This window comes from Rhodococcus sp. BH4, from assembly GCF_002079265.1.
Taxonomy (GTDB): domain Bacteria; phylum Actinomycetota; class Actinomycetes; order Mycobacteriales; family Mycobacteriaceae; genus Rhodococcus_F; species Rhodococcus_F qingshengii.
Map to the genome: position 1 here is coordinate 2,123,635 of NZ_CP014941.1, position 14,122 is coordinate 2,137,756.

Genomic DNA, 14,122 nt, shown 5'->3' on the forward strand with positions numbered 1-14,122 from the left:
TCACCGGCGATCCGATCCAAGGCAGACGTCATTGTCGGTCGTCCGTGATCAGGCGGTAAATGACGTACATGGCAAACCATGCCATCGCGACCGACGCGAGAACAAAAAGCACTTCGAAGAACACAACCATGTCAATTGCCACCTCATTGGTGAAGAAAACTGTTCGAGTATCGAACATATCGCAAGTAGTAGTTGCGATATGTCTGGGTGTCGCGATTGGCACAATGAGGCTATGAAGCAAAGGGGTCGAGCGGTCCGAACGGCCGTGATCGAAGCGACTGTGCGGAAGGTCGCTGAACTGGGACCGCAGTCGGTGACGATCGCCGCGATAGCGGTCGAAGCCGACGTTCATCCAACGTCGATCTACCGTCGATGGGCGACGGTCGACTTGCTGGTCGTCGATGCACTCCGAGAGTTCACCGATGCAGGTTTGTCGATACCCGACACCGGAACACTCGTCGGTGATCTTCGAACTTTTGCTCGACGTCTGCAAGATTGGCTCGCGACAGACACCGGATTGGCACTGGCCCGCACGGGTGTGATGCCTACTGATGACGCGGAAGTCCTGGCTGCGCGCGCACAGTTCTGGCGGACCCGATTCGATGCGGCAGCAGTCATGATCAACCGCGGAATCGAGCGCGGCGAGGTCCCGGACAGTACTGATCCAGACACCGTTCTCGCGGCAATAGCTTCGCCGATCCGTCTGGCCGCGATTTCCCAGAGCACAGAGCCTCGTATCGATATCGACAAACTGGTTGCACTTGTCGTCGGCGTCGATTCAAGAGTGAAATGATCGACGACATGGCACCAACTGGATCTGCGAAGGCGATGGCACTGTGGACCACCGCTTTTGTTGTCTCACAAGCGAATATTGCTCGCCTACTCGGGCCGGTGGCTCCCAAAGTATTGGAAGTGCAGACGGCGTTCTCCGCTCGCCGGTACGTCGAGATCTTGGACTCCATGGATGACGAGGCCACGGCACGATTTCGTAGTCACTACTACCCCGACTTCGTACATCCCACGATCTACGCGATGGCTTTGCTGTCAGCGGGCACGAGGCTCGGGGAGCGGGTTCCCCTTTCCCCGGCAACTCGGCGCGCCCTTGCCGTAGTGCCCGTACTGTCGGCGGCCGGCGACTACGTCGAGAACGTGGTCGGACTCCATTTCCTTGATCATCGCGACAGGATCACCGACTCGAGGGTTCGCGCCGCTTCGACCGTCAGTATTGCCAAATGGGTGCTCGCACTCGGAACTCTCGGATATTTGTCGCAGGGTTTTGTCAGAGTATGGGTATCGCGAAAATGAGGAGCACTGATGGCAGTCGAACTCGGCACCGAATACTTCGCTGACGGAGCAGAGTTCCGTCGATGGCTGTCCGAGAACCACGAGTTGGTCCCCGGCCTTTGGCTGAAAATGGCCAAGAAGACCTCGTCGCACAGTTCGATCGACTACGACCAAGCGTTGGACGTTGCCCTGTGCTTCGGCTGGATCGACAGCCTCGCACGGCGAATCGACGACGATTTCTTCGTACAGAAGTTTTCGCGACGCACCGCGCGGAGTCCGTGGTCCAAACGCAACGTCGAGATAGTCGCCCGCCTCGACGCTGCGGGACTTCTCGAGCCTTCCGGCATCGCCGAGATCGAGAAGGCCAAGGCCGACGGTCGATGGGATCGCGCGTACGAGGGATCAGCCAAGGCCGAGGTACCGAAAGACTTTCTCGATGCGCTCGCGGAAAACCCGAAGGCTCGTGAGTTCTACGCGACGCTCAATTCCACCAACCGATTCACCATCGCGTACCGACTGCAGGAGGCAAAGCGTCCGGAGACGCGAGCCAGGCGGATCGAGAAGTTCGTGAACCAGCTTGCGGAGGGCAAGAAGTTCTATTGAGCTGCCGCGTCACTGGGCCACAGGGACTTGCGAATCGACACCCAGCGAGGCTGACACAATGGGCCTCGTGATCGAAGCCGAAACCTGTTCCGCACTGTCTGCTGTCGATGAGCCGCTGGCAGGCAGCGCTGCCGTCGTGCAGGGCTGGGTATGCCTCGAATTCAACGCCGCGTGGGGTCGTGACGTGTTGGACGGTACGGCCTTGGGAGAGGAGCTTGCCGCCGAGCTGAGCCGCCGAGCCGATGCAGCGAACGTACGAATCATGTTCGTTCGGCGACCCGGGCGTACCGATCCGATGACTGATGGACACACCGTCCTGCTTGCGCGCTCCGATCCGAGCGACTCATGGTGTGAAAGGTTGCACATCGATTCGCCGATGGACTTACACGACGTCGATTTCTCCCTGTTGGATGGGCCGCCACCAGGACTGGGCGAGCAAGTGACCGAGCCAGTCGTATTGGTCTGCGCGCACGGCAAGCGCGACCAGTGCTGCGCTGTATTCGGCAGGCCGATCGCCGCAGCGCTGATGTCGTCCTTCGGCCCCCAGGTGTGGGAGTGTTCGCATACCGGCGGGCACCGATTCGCGCCGTCGATGATCCTGTTGCCGAGCGGCAATACGTACGGCCGTCTGTCGGCAAGTGAGAGTGTCACGGCCGTGGAGGTGGCTTCCCGAGATCAGGTCCATTTGCCAGGCCTGCGTGGACGGAGTTGTTGGTCTCCTGCGGGGCAGGCTTCGGAAATTGCTGTGCGACAGCAAATAACCTGCGGAATCGACGACTTGGCTGTCATCGAGCAGGCGAGTGACGGGACATGCGTCGTCGCACATGTGGACGGCCGGCGATGGGCGGTGGAGACGGCACTCTCCGAACTCGCGCCACGTCCACCGAGTTGCGGCGCGGCGCCCAAGCCGGTCAGGCCAGTTGTCGTCACGTCGATTCGAGACCTGTGATTTCATCGTCGGTTTTCTACGATCAGTCTCGATGAACTCGGGTGTGGGTCATCGCTACTGCAACAGGAGCGCAATGACTGCGGGCGGTAATTGACGTTGTCCGAGGAGGTTTACGCGTTGGCATCCGTCGAGTTCGACTGCCATCCGCGTGCCGCCCGATCCGTCGGGACGAAGTACGTCGATCGAAGCGATGTGATGGGCGACGAGATCGCATGGGCCTGCAGGTGGCGCGGTGGATGCAACCTCCATCAGATCAGTACTCTGCTGGCGTGACAAGCGGATTCGGGACTCGGGCAGCGGCGGTTCGGTGGAATAGCGGCACACCAGTAGTCTGCCGACGTCGGAAATCGGTGTAGCCAAAGCTGTTTCCGTCAGTGGGCGCGCGTGAGTGTCTTCGTGTTCTGCCATGCGACTCATGTCAGCTTCACTGGTCGTCGCGAACGGTTGTCCGATCGACTCCGCGCAGGTTCCGGCGTCATCGGAGGAGATGCCGTCGACCGGATGCTGCGCGCGGCTGATCTCATGTAGTTGGCTCAGGGCTGCGTGTGGTTTCTCTTGCAGTCCGCAGGGCGCGGTCGGCCAGGTAGGGCGTATGGCTGCTCCTGCTTCGTCTACCAGCCACAAACCGGCTGGCGGGACGAGACGGTACGCGCAGTCGGCCCGGACGTTGGCAGGAAATCGACGAGACTGTTCGCGGAATGCATCGTCCACCGCGTGGATGTCCCCCTCGAGGCGTATGGAGTCGATGGTCAACCCACCGTCGGACGTTTCTCCGCGTTCGCATCGAACAACGGCAACGGGGCTGAAATCAGGAGGCGGGTAACCACTTCCCTCGGGGCGAAGTGCGATGCTGCTGTCGCGTGCCTCGGGGGCTACGAGCGCGGCGGTGATATCAGGGGCGAGGCAGTCTGCCCGATCGACCGCCGTCGCGACCGGTGGAGTGAAAGATTCATAGTCTCGAACGCCGGTCCAAACCAACGCAACGGCGACGACACTGACGACGACGATAAAGACCCCAGCTGTGAATCGTCCACTCATACATCGACACTATGTGCTTTTGCGATGGATTGAGGCGAAGTCTCGACCATTGCGGGTGCGACGTAGCATCGCTGCTATGACAGTCGATTTGGTTGCGCCTGACGAGGCCTTGTGGGTGTCCTGGTTGGAGTCGCGTGACGAGTGGGGTGGACCGCAGGCGGATCAGCCCGGTTCGGCGTTGGGAGTTGCGCAACGTCTGGATCTCGACCTTGCATCCCGCGATGGGTTCGGGCACTGGGTGCAGGAGTTGTTGGCGCAGCCTGAGGCGTTGCCGGGGCCCGACATTGTCCCGGCAACCAACTGGTGGATCGTTCGAGACGGCAGGTATCTCGGTGCTATCCAGTTGCGGCACAGCTTGAATGAGTTCTTGGCCGATGTCGGTGGTCATATCGGCTATGGGGTCAGGCCGTCGGAACGCCGGAAAGGGATAGCGTCGGCTGCTCTGGGGGAAGTGCTCACGTATGCCGGCGACCCGGTGGGGCTCAGTCGCGTCCTGATTACCTGCGACGAAACGAACGCGGGTTCGCGTAATGTTATCGAAGGGTGTGGGGGACTTCTCGATAGCGTGCGCCCAGCTGATCAGTTGTCGCGCAACCTCGGCCATGCTGGAGACACGCTTCGCTACTGGGCGGCCACGGGCCGGTCAAGCGTCAGTTGACCGTATTTGACCGTCAACGGGAAGTCACGGTCGCAGGGTAGGCGACACGGGACGCGATGCTTTCGCTGAGGTCGTGGATTTCTGCGGCGAGGACGTCTCGGCTCTTCGTGTCCGACTCGTGAACGAAGGTTGTCGATCCCAGTGTGGCACCGCAATATTCGATGATTCCGCGTTCGATCTGTGTCCGGAAGGCCTCGTACACGCCGTGTCGGTCGAAACTCTCGGCGTCGTCACCTGCGACTGGAATCAGGTGGACGGTGAGTCGGTCCAGTTTCTTCACGAATTCGCTTCCCGGGGTGAATTCGTACGCCCATCCGCTGACGAAGACTCGATCGATCCAACCTTTGAGTAGTGCGGGCATCGACCACCAGTACATCGGAAACACGAGAATCAGATCGTCTGCACGATCGATTCGGTCCTGCTCGGCTACAACGTCGGCCGGGGGAGTCCCTTTGCCGCGGAACAGGTTCACATCGGCTTCGGCAAATCGGGGATCGAAATTCTCGGCATGTAGGTCCGCGAAGTCGACGTCGCCGCCCAGGTCGCGGATCGCGTCGGCGGTAGAACGGGCGACATGCTGGGTAAGTGACTGGGGATCGGGGTGGGAGACTACGACGAGTGTGGTCATGAGCGTCCTTCGGTAGATGGTGCGCTTATGTACTAAGAGTAGGTTACTATTGGTATATAGCGCAAGGAGGTGTCCGATGGCACGTACGAGACTGTCGCGAGCCGGCAGGTACGAACAACTCGTGGAGGTGTCGTGGGCATTGGTGCGAGAGGAGGGTGCGGACGCGCTGACCCTTGGTCGGTTGGCTGAACGTGCCGGCGTTGCAAAGCCAGTTGTATACAGCCATTTCGCCTCTCGCGCCGCGTTGTTGGCAGCGCTCTTCAAGGAATTCGACGATCGTCAGACGGTGATGCTCGAGGAGTATCTCGATGCCGCGGATGAGTCTCTGAACGGACGCGCGAATGCCATCGCCGACTCCTACGTCGGATGTTCGCTGGCGCAGGGGCGTGAACTGACGGGTGTGCTTGCAGCGCTGGAGGGTTCGCCCGAGCTGGAGCGGGTCAAGCGTGAATCGGAACACGCCTATTCCGAACGATGTCGGGAGGTGCTGACTCCCTTTGGTGCGGGCGGAGGACTTGCGCAACCTTCGATGACCGCAATATTCGGTGCTGCAGAGGCACTCTCGCATGCGGCGGTAGCGGGAGCGCTCTCGCCCGACGATGCTCGAAGCGAACTTGCCGCACTGATAGTCGCGGTGGTCGGCCGGACCTGAGGTCACCGGTTATCTTGGTGCCCATCCAATTCGACGCGCTCACGCATGGATTCGGATATCGCTGTCAGAGTTCTGACGAACGCGTCGATCGCGGGAGCAAGTGGAGGTTTGCCGTAGGTTGCGACGGAGACAGTGCGTCGCTCGCCGGGAATGCGGTGTGCGCGGATACTCGGGTTCTGATGTGCCTGGAGGGCGAGGGCCGGAAGGGTGCTTACCCCGCTTCCGGAGGCGACCAGGGCTTGGACGGCGACGTAGTCGTCGGTCTCGAACTCGATCCGCGGAATGAATCCAGCTCGATTGCAAGCGGTGAGGAGGTGGGCTCGGCAGCTCGGGCAACCGGCAATCCAGGTCTCACCGGCGTAGTCCGTGATCTCGTTGGCGGCATCTGCATTCCGCGTAGATGTGATCAGGTACAACGGATCTTCCAGCAAAGTCGTCTGCGCGACCTGCTTGAGCCCGACTTCAGGGGTGTCCTCGTGCGCGAAGACAACAGCTACGTCGACATCGTTGTTACGAAGCAGTGCAAGTGCTTTGGGTGGTTCTGCATCAACGAGGCTGATGGACACATCGGGGTACTGGGACGTGAACGCTGCCATCGCCTGCGGAATCAAACTCGCCAGGGCTGACGGGAATGCGGCCAGTCGTACCCGCCCGGCCCTCAGTCCTGCGTACGTCTGGACTTCGGCTACCGCTGCGTCGAGGTGGCCGAGGATCTCGGTGGCTCGCCGAACCAGCACTGCGCCGGCGTCCGTCAGGCGCAGTCCACGACCCGCTCTCTGGAACAGTGGAACCCCGACTTCCGATTCGAGCTGTCGAAGGTGGTGACTGATGGAGGGCTGCGCGTAACCGAGAGAATCGGCGGCGGCTGTCACCGATCCTTCCCGTGCAACAGCGACCAGGACCCTCAGCCGAATTAGATCGAGCATGCCAAAATTATAGAAGATTTCGATGCTTTGGACGAAAACACGTATTGGATCTATGAATCGGTGTTTGGCAGGGTGAATCACATGGCACCGGCATCTGATCTCACGGCATCAAACCAGCTACATCCACCCGTATGGGCAGACATCGAGCGTGCCAGTCAGGTCGTCTGTCGGCATCTACCGGTCACGCCCCTGATATCGCACCCGACCTTGGGTGCGGGCTCGTGCAGCCAATTGTTCGTCAAACACGAGAACGTGCACCCCACGGGTGCGTTCAAGGTTCGCGGCGGACTGAACCTGGTGGCAGGACTGGATGAGGCGACGCGGGCGCGGGGGATTGTCGGCTACTCGACCGGAAACCATGCTCAATCCTTGGCGTATGCCGCGGCGGGTGCGGGCGTGCGGTGTGTGATCGTCATGCCGGTTGGGGCGAATCCAGTCAAGGCTCACGCTGTCCGCATGCTCGGAGCCGAGCTCATCGAGCACGGTGTGAACTTCGACGAGGCACGTGCTCATGCCGATTTCATCAGCGAACGTGACGGCCTGCGTCTCGTGAGCGCCGCCAATGAGCCGGCAATCCTCGCCGGTGTTGCAACGGCCTACGTCGAACTCCTCGAACAACAACCTGATCTGGACGCGGTGGTGGTCCCAGTCGGTGGCGGCAGCGGTGCGGCAGCGGCGTGTCTCGTCGCCAGTGCGCTTGCACCGCACCTCGAGGTGTTCGCAGTGCAGTCTGAGGCCGCACGAGCCGCACATGACTCGTGGTGTTCCGGCACGTGCGTCGAGCGCCCGAACACCACCCGTGTCGAAGGGCTTGCGACCGGTGCCGGGTTCGCACTCACTCAACGTGTCTTGCGTGAACGCCTCGGGGGATTCCTGCTCGTCACGGACGACGACATCACCCTCGCGCAGCGGGCGTTGCTCTACGACGCTCACACTTTGAGCGAAGGCGCCGGTGCGGCCGCACTTGCTGCGGTCTATGCGCATCCGAACACCTTCGCTGGCAAGCGCGTTGCTGTTGTCTGCACGGGCGCCAATGCCTCCGAGAGTGAGATCCGCAGGTTCGTCGGCTAATTCATCTCGTACTCGGAACAATGTGCAGTGTCAGCGAACTGACGGAAAGCCGAAGTACGGTGTTCCAATGACTTCACCCCGAGACAAGTCACCTATCACTCGCAATGTTCCCGCACTCATGCTGGTAGTCGGGGTCATTGGATTGATCGCAAGTTTCGGAGTGACCTCACGTTGGGGGTTCCCAGCGTCCGCATCGGAGCTTTGTAGATCAAGTTCGCATGGAAGCGGATTGCTCGAAGAAGCAGGATGGGCTTGGATCCCGTTTCCCGTAGCCTCTTGCAAGGCAGTGGATTTCGATTCTTCCGCAGTTTACTTCGCCCTCGGATGGGAAAACTCGATCACTGCCGCAGTATCGATCGCATTCATCGCCATGGCTCTGAAACTCACTTGGGGTGCAGGAGTTCAGTGATGCTCATATGCCCGGCCTTGGGTTCGTTCGGAAGGCTGACCGGCACAAGCCCCATGCTTTCCCGACGCTCGTTGACCGAAAAGACGTACTGGGCAAATTCAGGCTTGACGTGCACGTCCGGAAACTGTGCCCGAAGTTTGCCCACGATCTGATAGCCCTCGTCGTACCAGTCGAAAACGTTGATCCCTGGATTCCACCGCGGTCGTATCGCGAAGCCGTCGATCTCGGTCACAAAGAACTTTTGGAAGCGATCAGTCCACGCCAGTATCTTCTCTCCGAGTTCGTCGTCGATCCCCATTTGGCTCGGGAGAACGTATGCCTGCGGGAACCGTTGCGGCGGGATGACAATCAATTCCTTCGACGGCCACAGCGAACTGGGATGACCATGGTCTGGATAGATTCTGATGACTAGCATTGCAGACTCGTTCCGCTGGCCGAAACGCTCCGAGGCGAAGTCACACCACCGGTCACCAGTGCGTACCGGGCACGAGTCGGGCGGCACGACGGCCGAGTTTGCGGATGCGCGAGCGCGAGTGGTGCTGTCGCGTCGGTGTTGCCGGAGCGTCTGCCGGAGTTTCCTTGTCTACCTGACCCTTTGCCGCCGGAGAATCGGGGAAGGCCTGGTACATCTGGTTGAGAATTCGGTCCTTGGTGTGCGGTGCGAACAGGGTTCCCAGATCACCCAGGGTTCCCAGTGGTACGTCGATGCGTTTGGGGCGGTCGATCAGCGCGCGGATCACCATTGCCGCAGCCTTTTCCGGGCTGGTGATCGGGCCGTTGTTGTATTCGCCGGTCGGAGCGATCATCGGTGTTTCGACCAGAGGCATGTGGATGGTCGTGAAAGTGATTCCGTCCGCCAGGGTTTCAGAGGCGGCTACGTCCGAGAAACCGTCGAGGGCGGCCTTGCTCGCCACGTAGGCCGAGAATCTAGGCGTTGCCGCCTGGACTCCCGCGCTGCTGATGTTCACGATGTGGCCGAAGCGGCGAGAACGCATGGTCGGTAACAAGGCGAGCACCAATCGCACAGCGCCGAAGTAGTTCACGGCCATCGTTCGTTCGTAGTCGTGGAAACGATCAGTGGAGTGGTAAATGCCGCGCCGGATGGATCGGCCGGCGTTGTTTACCAACATGTCTACGTGATCGTGTTCTGTCAGAATGCTTTTGATCGTGTGCTGGACCGACTCGTCGTCGGTGATGTCGCAGGGGTAACCGAACGCCTTGCCTCCGGCTGATCGAATCTCCTGTACTGCGGCATCGAGTTCGTCGGTGCGGCGTGCGATCAGGAGAACGGTGGCGCCCTTCTGAGCAGCGGCAATGGCCGATGCCTTGCCGATTCCGGAAGAGCCTCCGGTGATCAGAACGATCCGACCGACGAGTGGTCCTTCGGGACTGTTACGTCGTGCGCGATTGGGATCGAGGTTTGCGCGCCAGTACTTCCACAACACAGTGGAGTACGACCCGAACTCGGGGACCGCCAGTCCTGATCCGGCCAGGGCGGCAACGGTTCTCGCGGAGGTGAATTTCGGCGCCATCGTCATGTTGTCGAGTAATGCTGCAGGCATGCCGATGCGATCGAGGAAGGCCTTCCGCGCCGATTCTGCCGAATCCATCGGCAATGGCGAGACAAAGGGTTTGGCGATCACGCCCGGCAGGCTGAGTGCGGGCCGGGGCGCTCCGGCGGCCTTGGCGAGTCCGGCATAGATTTCGCGTACCGGTTGAGGTTTCGGATTCACGAGATGGAATGCTTCGCCGTCGTGGCCGGGCGCGTGCATCAATTCGACGAGGGCGGCGGCTACGTAATCGACGGGCACCACATTGGTTGCGCCGAGGTTGGGGATCGGGACGGGGAGTGCTGCAGGTAGTTTCGCGAGTAGCGCCAGTCCTGGAAACAAGTAGTACGGACCGTCGATCTTGTCCATCTCCCCGGTGACGGAGTTGCCGACCACGGCAGACGGCCGATAAACACGCCAGGTGAGGCCTTCTCGTTCTCGAACGAGCTTCTCGGCCTCGAACTTGGTTCGGTGGTAGGGCGTCGGAAAGCCTTGGCCGCAATCGAAATCGGTCTCGCTGAACGTGCCCGGATAGTCGCCTGCGACTGCGACCGATGACACGTGATGAAGGGTGGCTCCCAGTTTCGCAGCAAGTTCGACCACGGAGCGTGTGCCGTCGACATTCGTCGAAGCCTGCTCGTCTCCGGCCGTGATGTCGTAGATCGCGCCGAGGTGAAGGACGTGGTCGGCAGGTGGGGGAGAATCGATGCCCAGCCCAGGCTCGGTCAGATCTCCAATGAGCGGATGCACGCGATCGCCGCCGGGAATTGCCGACACCTGTTCTTCGAGTTTGGCGACAGAACCGGCTCTGACCAGCACATGGATCTGAGCAGTTTGATCACGCTCGAGCAGGAGTGGCAGTGCAGCTCGTCCGAGAAATCCGGTACCGCCAGTGACGATGTATGTGGCCATAGTCGGTAACTTACTCCAAAGTAAGATCAGCGGCTAGAGGGAAACGAACATCAATGCGTCATGACCCCGTCCTCGGCGTCGAAGTCGATGCCCGCGGAGATGATTCCGGAGAACAAGAACGCGACGGCAAGCGCAAGAGCGGGGATTGCAAGGATCCATTCGAAAATTGTCATGCTCCAAGTCTGACGAAATCAGCTTCGGAGAACATCGCCCTGCGGAGCGATTTAGACGATCGGGCAGTCATCCTCGAGGACGACTGCCCGATCAGGGAAATCCACTAGGTCTGTTGCTGAAGAGTTTCGGGCGCAGTGGGGTGCGCGCTCGTCCTTGCGTCGCGTGACCTGATTTCGGATGAGATGTGGGCGGCCGTTGTTCCGAGGGTGTGAAGGCCATGCGCCGTCCGCCAGTAGACCGGCGCACCATCGTCGAGGCGATGGAGTGGCCAGGCCGGCAAACCCTAGGCCGGTTCAGCGCCCGACAAGTCCTCGACCGCATACGGGGTCGTTCCTTCGAACAGAACACCGATCCCGAAAGGATCGGCCATCTCGAGCCTTGACTCAGCGAACCGCAGCAGCCAGGTTCCGTCAGCCCAGATCACCGCCTCAGGTTCGCCGAACAGTGACTCCGTGGCGTCCAACTCCACGAGTTCGGAGTGGCGGAGGCCGAACTGTGGCCCACGCAGCTGTTGACGCAGGTAATCGGCGGCGACTTCGGCAAACTCACCGAACCGGGCCATCACGGTCGCAGCGAGCGCACACACCGCAGACTCCGGCACGGTGGCCGGCTCGATAACCAGACTCACCGGCCTGGAGTCACCGACCCCCTGGACATCGATGATCGATGTCCAGCACGCCAACGAATCGTCCGAGTCGACACGCGAAAACACTGCTGAGCCGACCACAACACTCTCAGGTAAGTCATCCACGACCCCTAGTCAAACACGGCTCTCCGCAGGATCCCAGGCACTCTTCAGCGACATGATCCAGTCGCGATCAGTGGCCGATGCCGACCTTCGCGTGAACCTTTTTCATCCACACAGGAGCCCACCAGTTCGCTTCGCCCATCAACTTCACGAGCGAGGGCACGAGCAACATGCGGATGATGGTCGCGTCGACGATCAGCGCGACGATCATGCCGACGCCCAGGAACTTCATCACTGACAGCCCTGACATTGCGAAGGCCCCCGTCACCACTATCAGGAGTAAGGCGGCAGCCGTCACGATGCGGCCGGTGCGCTCGGTTCCGAACTTGACCGCTTCCTCTGTCGTCGCTCCCGCGTTCTTGGCCTCGACCATCCGTGACATCAGGAAAACCTCGTAGTCCGTGGACAATCCGAAGACCACCGCCAGGATGAGCACGACAAACGTCGCCTCCAGCGGAGTTTGACTGACCCCGAGGAGTTCGACGCCGTGTCCGTCCTGGAAGACGAAGGTGAGGACACCGAAGGTGGTCGCGAGACTCAGGGCTGCCATCAGCACCGCCTTGATCGGCAGCACCACCGAACCGAACGCGAGGAACAACAGGATCAGGGTGGATCCGACCATGATGAGGATCATCACCGGTAGCCAGTGCAGGACGGCGTTGTTGCCGTCGTCGACCATGGCTTGACCGCCGCCGACAAGCAGCACCGTTCCGTCGGGAGCGGAGATCGCACGCAGATCTGTCACTGCGGCGCTCTGTGATTGGGGTGTAGAGCCCTCGCTGTAGAGAGCCTGAACCGCGACGAGTTGATTGGTGCTCGCGACGACGGTCACCTGACCGATGCCCTCGACTTGACCGGCGGACTCGGCGATCGCTGCACCTTCGGCCGGGGTGAGAGTGTTCCCGTCCTCGGCCTGAAGGATCATCGTTGCGCCGTTTCCGGTTTGCGGGAAGTCGTTGACCAACGTGTCCATTGCAACGCGAGCGGGGTCGTTGTCCGGTAGTGCGGTGTACGAGAGTTCTCCCAGCCGGGCGCCGAGCAGCGGCGAGGCCATCACGAGCAGCACGGCCACGATCGTCACCGAGACTGCGACCGGACGCTTCATCACCCACGTGACGACGCGGCCCCAGAACTTGCGCGAGCGTTCCTCGCCGCGTTGCGCCGCATCCTTGCGCCACGTCAGGGCGTTGATGCGATGCCCCAGAATGGCAAGCAGCGCAGGCACAGCGGTCAGCGACAGGACGGCCGCGCTCAATACTGCGGCGATCGCGCCGAAGCCCAGAGACCGGATGACGGCCTGGGGGAATACGAGCATGCCGCTGAACGCACAGATCAGCAGTAGACCCGAGAACATGACGGTGCGACCCGCCGTCAGAACTGTCCGCTGAGCAGCCGCTCCCGGGTCCGAGCCCGAATTCAGTTCTTCACGGAACCGACCGACCACGAACAGTCCGTAGTCGATGGCCAGTCCCAACCCGAGAAGAGAAGCGACGTTGATCGAGAACGAGGACACATCGGTGATCAGCGTGAGGATTCGCAGAACGGCCAAAGCGCTCAGGACACTGAGTACACCCACGAACACGGGCACGGCAGCAGCGACGATGCCGCCGAAGATGAAGACCAACAGCACCAGAGTGATCGGAATGGCGATGGCTTCGGCGACCACCAGGTCCTTCTCGAGCTTGGTGTTGAATGCGACGCCGACGACGGTGTTACCCGCGAATTGTGCCTCGGCACCTTCGACTTCGAGCTTCGGCAAGAGATCGGCGAAAGTGGCCGGCGTGATGCCCGAGTCCGGTGCCAACGTGATCGCGACGGCCGCCATGGATCCGTCGTTCGAGAGCAGGCTGGCCTTCGCTGCGGCGTCTGTTCCCCAATACGATTTCACCGAAGCGGTCGGCACTTCGGTTTTGAACTGGTCGACGGCGGCTGTCACTGCCGGCCCGATGTCGTCCAGAGTCTTGCCGTCCGTGGGCGAGTAGATCGCGATGATGTCCGGGGTCTGCGGTCCGAGATTGTCTTCGATGATGTCGGCGACCTTCGCGGAGTCGCTGCCCGGATCGATGAAGCCGCCCTGGCTGAGCTTGCCGAACACTCCGAGTCCCCACACCCCACTGATGAGAACTATCAGAACCGCGAGGCTCAGTACCCACCATTTCCGGGCGACGACGGTTTGGGCCCAGCGTGTCATGTATCAACTCCGGTGTGTGGGGGCGTCTGGCCAGATCGACTGTAGTGGGCGTTTGGTCTTGAATCGGAAACGTCATGCATACTGCTCGAAGCACTTGCAAGCCACGCGTGTGGGGGAAGCCGGTCCGAATCCGGCGCTGACCCGCAACGGTAGGTCGATTCTCGGTAGTCACCGAGTGTCGGCAAGCCCGATTACCCGCCGCGCGGTGTGCGACATCCATTCGTCGTGGTCTACGAAAAGGAAGTCCAGCAGGAGCTCTGGCCGAGGATCAGCGTGCGGGCGGAGTTGTCTGTCGGATTCTCATTCGTGGCTCAGAGCCCTTACGAGGT

General features: G+C 61.0%; 15 protein-coding genes and 1 riboswitch. Of the genes, 7 read left to right on the forward strand and 8 right to left on the reverse strand.

The window, feature by feature from the left end; all coding sequences use genetic code 11:
* Nucleotides 1–232: 232 nt before the first annotated feature.
* The 4 genes from A0W34_RS09820 to A0W34_RS09835 are packed head-to-tail and all read left to right on the forward strand — an operon-like array spanning nt 233 to nt 2,836.
* The gene (locus A0W34_RS09820) at nt 233–793 is read left to right on the forward strand and encodes a TetR-like C-terminal domain-containing protein (RefSeq protein WP_037129117.1); all 561 of its coding nucleotides are present in this window, start codon (nt 233–235) and stop codon (nt 791–793) included.
* Between the two features lie 8 nt (nt 794–801).
* Complete coding sequence (locus A0W34_RS09825) at nt 802–1,305, forward strand: hypothetical protein (protein WP_081558778.1); 504 nt, start codon at nt 802–804, stop codon at nt 1,303–1,305.
* A 9-nt stretch (nt 1,306–1,314) separates the two neighbouring features.
* A complete protein-coding gene (locus A0W34_RS09830; protein ID WP_064689601.1) occupies nt 1,315–1,887 on the forward strand; it encodes a YdeI/OmpD-associated family protein in 573 nt (190 codons plus the stop codon).
* A gap of 58 nt (nt 1,888–1,945) precedes the next feature.
* Entirely contained in the window at nt 1,946–2,836 is an 891-nt protein-coding gene (locus A0W34_RS09835) for a sucrase ferredoxin (protein WP_081557623.1), read from the forward strand.
* Between the two features lie 54 nt (nt 2,837–2,890).
* Here A0W34_RS09835 and A0W34_RS09840 read toward each other — a convergent pair whose 3' ends face one another.
* Nucleotides 2,891–3,874, reverse strand: coding sequence for a hypothetical protein (locus A0W34_RS09840; RefSeq protein ID WP_081557624.1), 984 nt, complete (start codon nt 3,872–3,874; stop codon nt 2,891–2,893).
* A 76-nt stretch (nt 3,875–3,950) separates the two neighbouring features.
* Here A0W34_RS09840 and A0W34_RS09845 point away from each other — a divergent pair, with 76 nt between their 5' ends.
* Complete coding sequence (locus A0W34_RS09845) at nt 3,951–4,532, forward strand: GNAT family N-acetyltransferase (protein ID WP_081557625.1); 582 nt, start codon at nt 3,951–3,953, stop codon at nt 4,530–4,532.
* Nucleotides 4,533–4,545: 13 nt separating this feature from the next.
* On the opposite strand, the gene A0W34_RS09850 is transcribed toward A0W34_RS09845, so the two are convergent.
* Nucleotides 4,546–5,160, reverse strand: coding sequence for an NAD(P)H-dependent oxidoreductase (locus tag A0W34_RS09850; RefSeq protein WP_081557626.1), 615 nt, complete (start codon nt 5,158–5,160; stop codon nt 4,546–4,548).
* A 76-nt stretch (nt 5,161–5,236) separates the two neighbouring features.
* Between A0W34_RS09850 and A0W34_RS09855 the strand changes: the two genes are divergently transcribed.
* Nucleotides 5,237–5,812 (forward strand): TetR/AcrR family transcriptional regulator, encoded by a 576-nt coding sequence (locus A0W34_RS09855; RefSeq protein ID WP_042449699.1) that lies wholly within the window; start codon nt 5,237–5,239, stop codon nt 5,810–5,812.
* Between the two features lie 2 nt (nt 5,813–5,814).
* On the opposite strand, the gene A0W34_RS09860 is transcribed toward A0W34_RS09855, so the two are convergent.
* Nucleotides 5,815–6,738: a LysR family transcriptional regulator gene (locus A0W34_RS09860; protein WP_081557627.1), complete on the reverse strand. Its 924-nt coding sequence runs from the start codon at nt 6,736–6,738 to the stop codon at nt 5,815–5,817.
* 81 nt (nt 6,739–6,819) lie between these two features.
* Here A0W34_RS09860 and A0W34_RS09865 point away from each other — a divergent pair, with 81 nt between their 5' ends.
* Nucleotides 6,820–7,809, forward strand: a complete 990-nt coding sequence (locus A0W34_RS09865) for a threonine ammonia-lyase (protein WP_081558779.1) — start codon at nt 6,820–6,822, stop codon at nt 7,807–7,809.
* Between the two features lie 383 nt (nt 7,810–8,192).
* Here the strand turns inward: A0W34_RS09865 and A0W34_RS09875 are convergent, their stop codons facing one another.
* The 5 genes from A0W34_RS09875 to A0W34_RS09890 all read right to left on the reverse strand — a co-directional run bounded on the left by A0W34_RS09875 (nt 8,193) and on the right by A0W34_RS09890 (nt 13,793).
* Nucleotides 8,193–8,633, reverse strand: coding sequence for a hypothetical protein (locus A0W34_RS09875; protein WP_225320329.1), 441 nt, complete (start codon nt 8,631–8,633; stop codon nt 8,193–8,195).
* Nucleotides 8,634–8,685: 52 nt separating this feature from the next.
* Complete coding sequence (locus A0W34_RS09880) at nt 8,686–10,680, reverse strand: SDR family oxidoreductase (RefSeq protein ID WP_081557628.1); 1,995 nt, start codon at nt 10,678–10,680, stop codon at nt 8,686–8,688.
* Between the two features lie 50 nt (nt 10,681–10,730).
* The gene (locus A0W34_RS33645) at nt 10,731–10,853 is read right to left on the reverse strand and encodes a hypothetical protein (protein ID WP_003940840.1); all 123 of its coding nucleotides are present in this window, start codon (nt 10,851–10,853) and stop codon (nt 10,731–10,733) included.
* Between the two features lie 284 nt (nt 10,854–11,137).
* Nucleotides 11,138–11,605 (reverse strand): hypothetical protein, encoded by a 468-nt coding sequence (locus tag A0W34_RS09885; RefSeq protein WP_231917264.1) that lies wholly within the window; start codon nt 11,603–11,605, stop codon nt 11,138–11,140.
* 67 nt (nt 11,606–11,672) lie between these two features.
* Complete coding sequence (locus A0W34_RS09890) at nt 11,673–13,793, reverse strand: MMPL family transporter (RefSeq protein WP_081557629.1); 2,121 nt, start codon at nt 13,791–13,793, stop codon at nt 11,673–11,675.
* 71 nt (nt 13,794–13,864) lie between these two features.
* Nucleotides 13,865–14,010: riboswitch (cobalamin riboswitch) on the forward strand.
* The last annotated feature ends 112 nt before the right edge of the window (nt 14,011–14,122 follow it).

Excerpts from the sequence above, each read along its gene's own strand:
- A0W34_RS09835 (WP_081557623.1), top strand. The coding sequence starts at position 1,946 with ATGGGCCTCGTGATCGAAGCCGAAACCTGTTCCGCACTGTCTGCTGTC.
- A0W34_RS09840 (WP_081557624.1), bottom strand. The coding sequence starts at position 3,874 with ATGAGTGGACGATTCACAGCTGGGGTCTTTATCGTCGTCGTCAGTGTC.
- A0W34_RS09850 (WP_081557626.1), bottom strand. The coding sequence starts at position 5,160 with ATGACCACACTCGTCGTAGTCTCCCACCCCGATCCCCAGTCACTTACC.
- A0W34_RS09860 (WP_081557627.1), bottom strand. The coding sequence starts at position 6,738 with ATGCTCGATCTAATTCGGCTGAGGGTCCTGGTCGCTGTTGCACGGGAA.
- A0W34_RS33645 (WP_003940840.1), bottom strand. The coding sequence starts at position 10,853 with ATGACAATTTTCGAATGGATCCTTGCAATCCCCGCTCTTGCGCTTGCC.
- A0W34_RS09875 (WP_225320329.1), bottom strand. The coding sequence starts at position 8,633 with ATGCTAGTCATCAGAATCTATCCAGACCATGGTCATCCCAGTTCGCTG.
- A0W34_RS09830 (WP_064689601.1), top strand. The coding sequence starts at position 1,315 with ATGGCAGTCGAACTCGGCACCGAATACTTCGCTGACGGAGCAGAGTTC.
- A0W34_RS09855 (WP_042449699.1), top strand. The coding sequence starts at position 5,237 with ATGGCACGTACGAGACTGTCGCGAGCCGGCAGGTACGAACAACTCGTG.
- A0W34_RS09865 (WP_081558779.1), top strand. The coding sequence starts at position 6,820 with ATGGCACCGGCATCTGATCTCACGGCATCAAACCAGCTACATCCACCC.
- A0W34_RS09880 (WP_081557628.1), bottom strand. The coding sequence starts at position 10,680 with ATGGCCACATACATCGTCACTGGCGGTACCGGATTTCTCGGACGAGCT.
- A0W34_RS09825 (WP_081558778.1), top strand. The coding sequence starts at position 802 with ATGGCACCAACTGGATCTGCGAAGGCGATGGCACTGTGGACCACCGCT.
- A0W34_RS09890 (WP_081557629.1), bottom strand. The coding sequence starts at position 13,793 with ATGACACGCTGGGCCCAAACCGTCGTCGCCCGGAAATGGTGGGTACTG.
- A0W34_RS09845 (WP_081557625.1), top strand. The coding sequence starts at position 3,951 with ATGACAGTCGATTTGGTTGCGCCTGACGAGGCCTTGTGGGTGTCCTGG.
- A0W34_RS09820 (WP_037129117.1), top strand. The coding sequence starts at position 233 with ATGAAGCAAAGGGGTCGAGCGGTCCGAACGGCCGTGATCGAAGCGACT.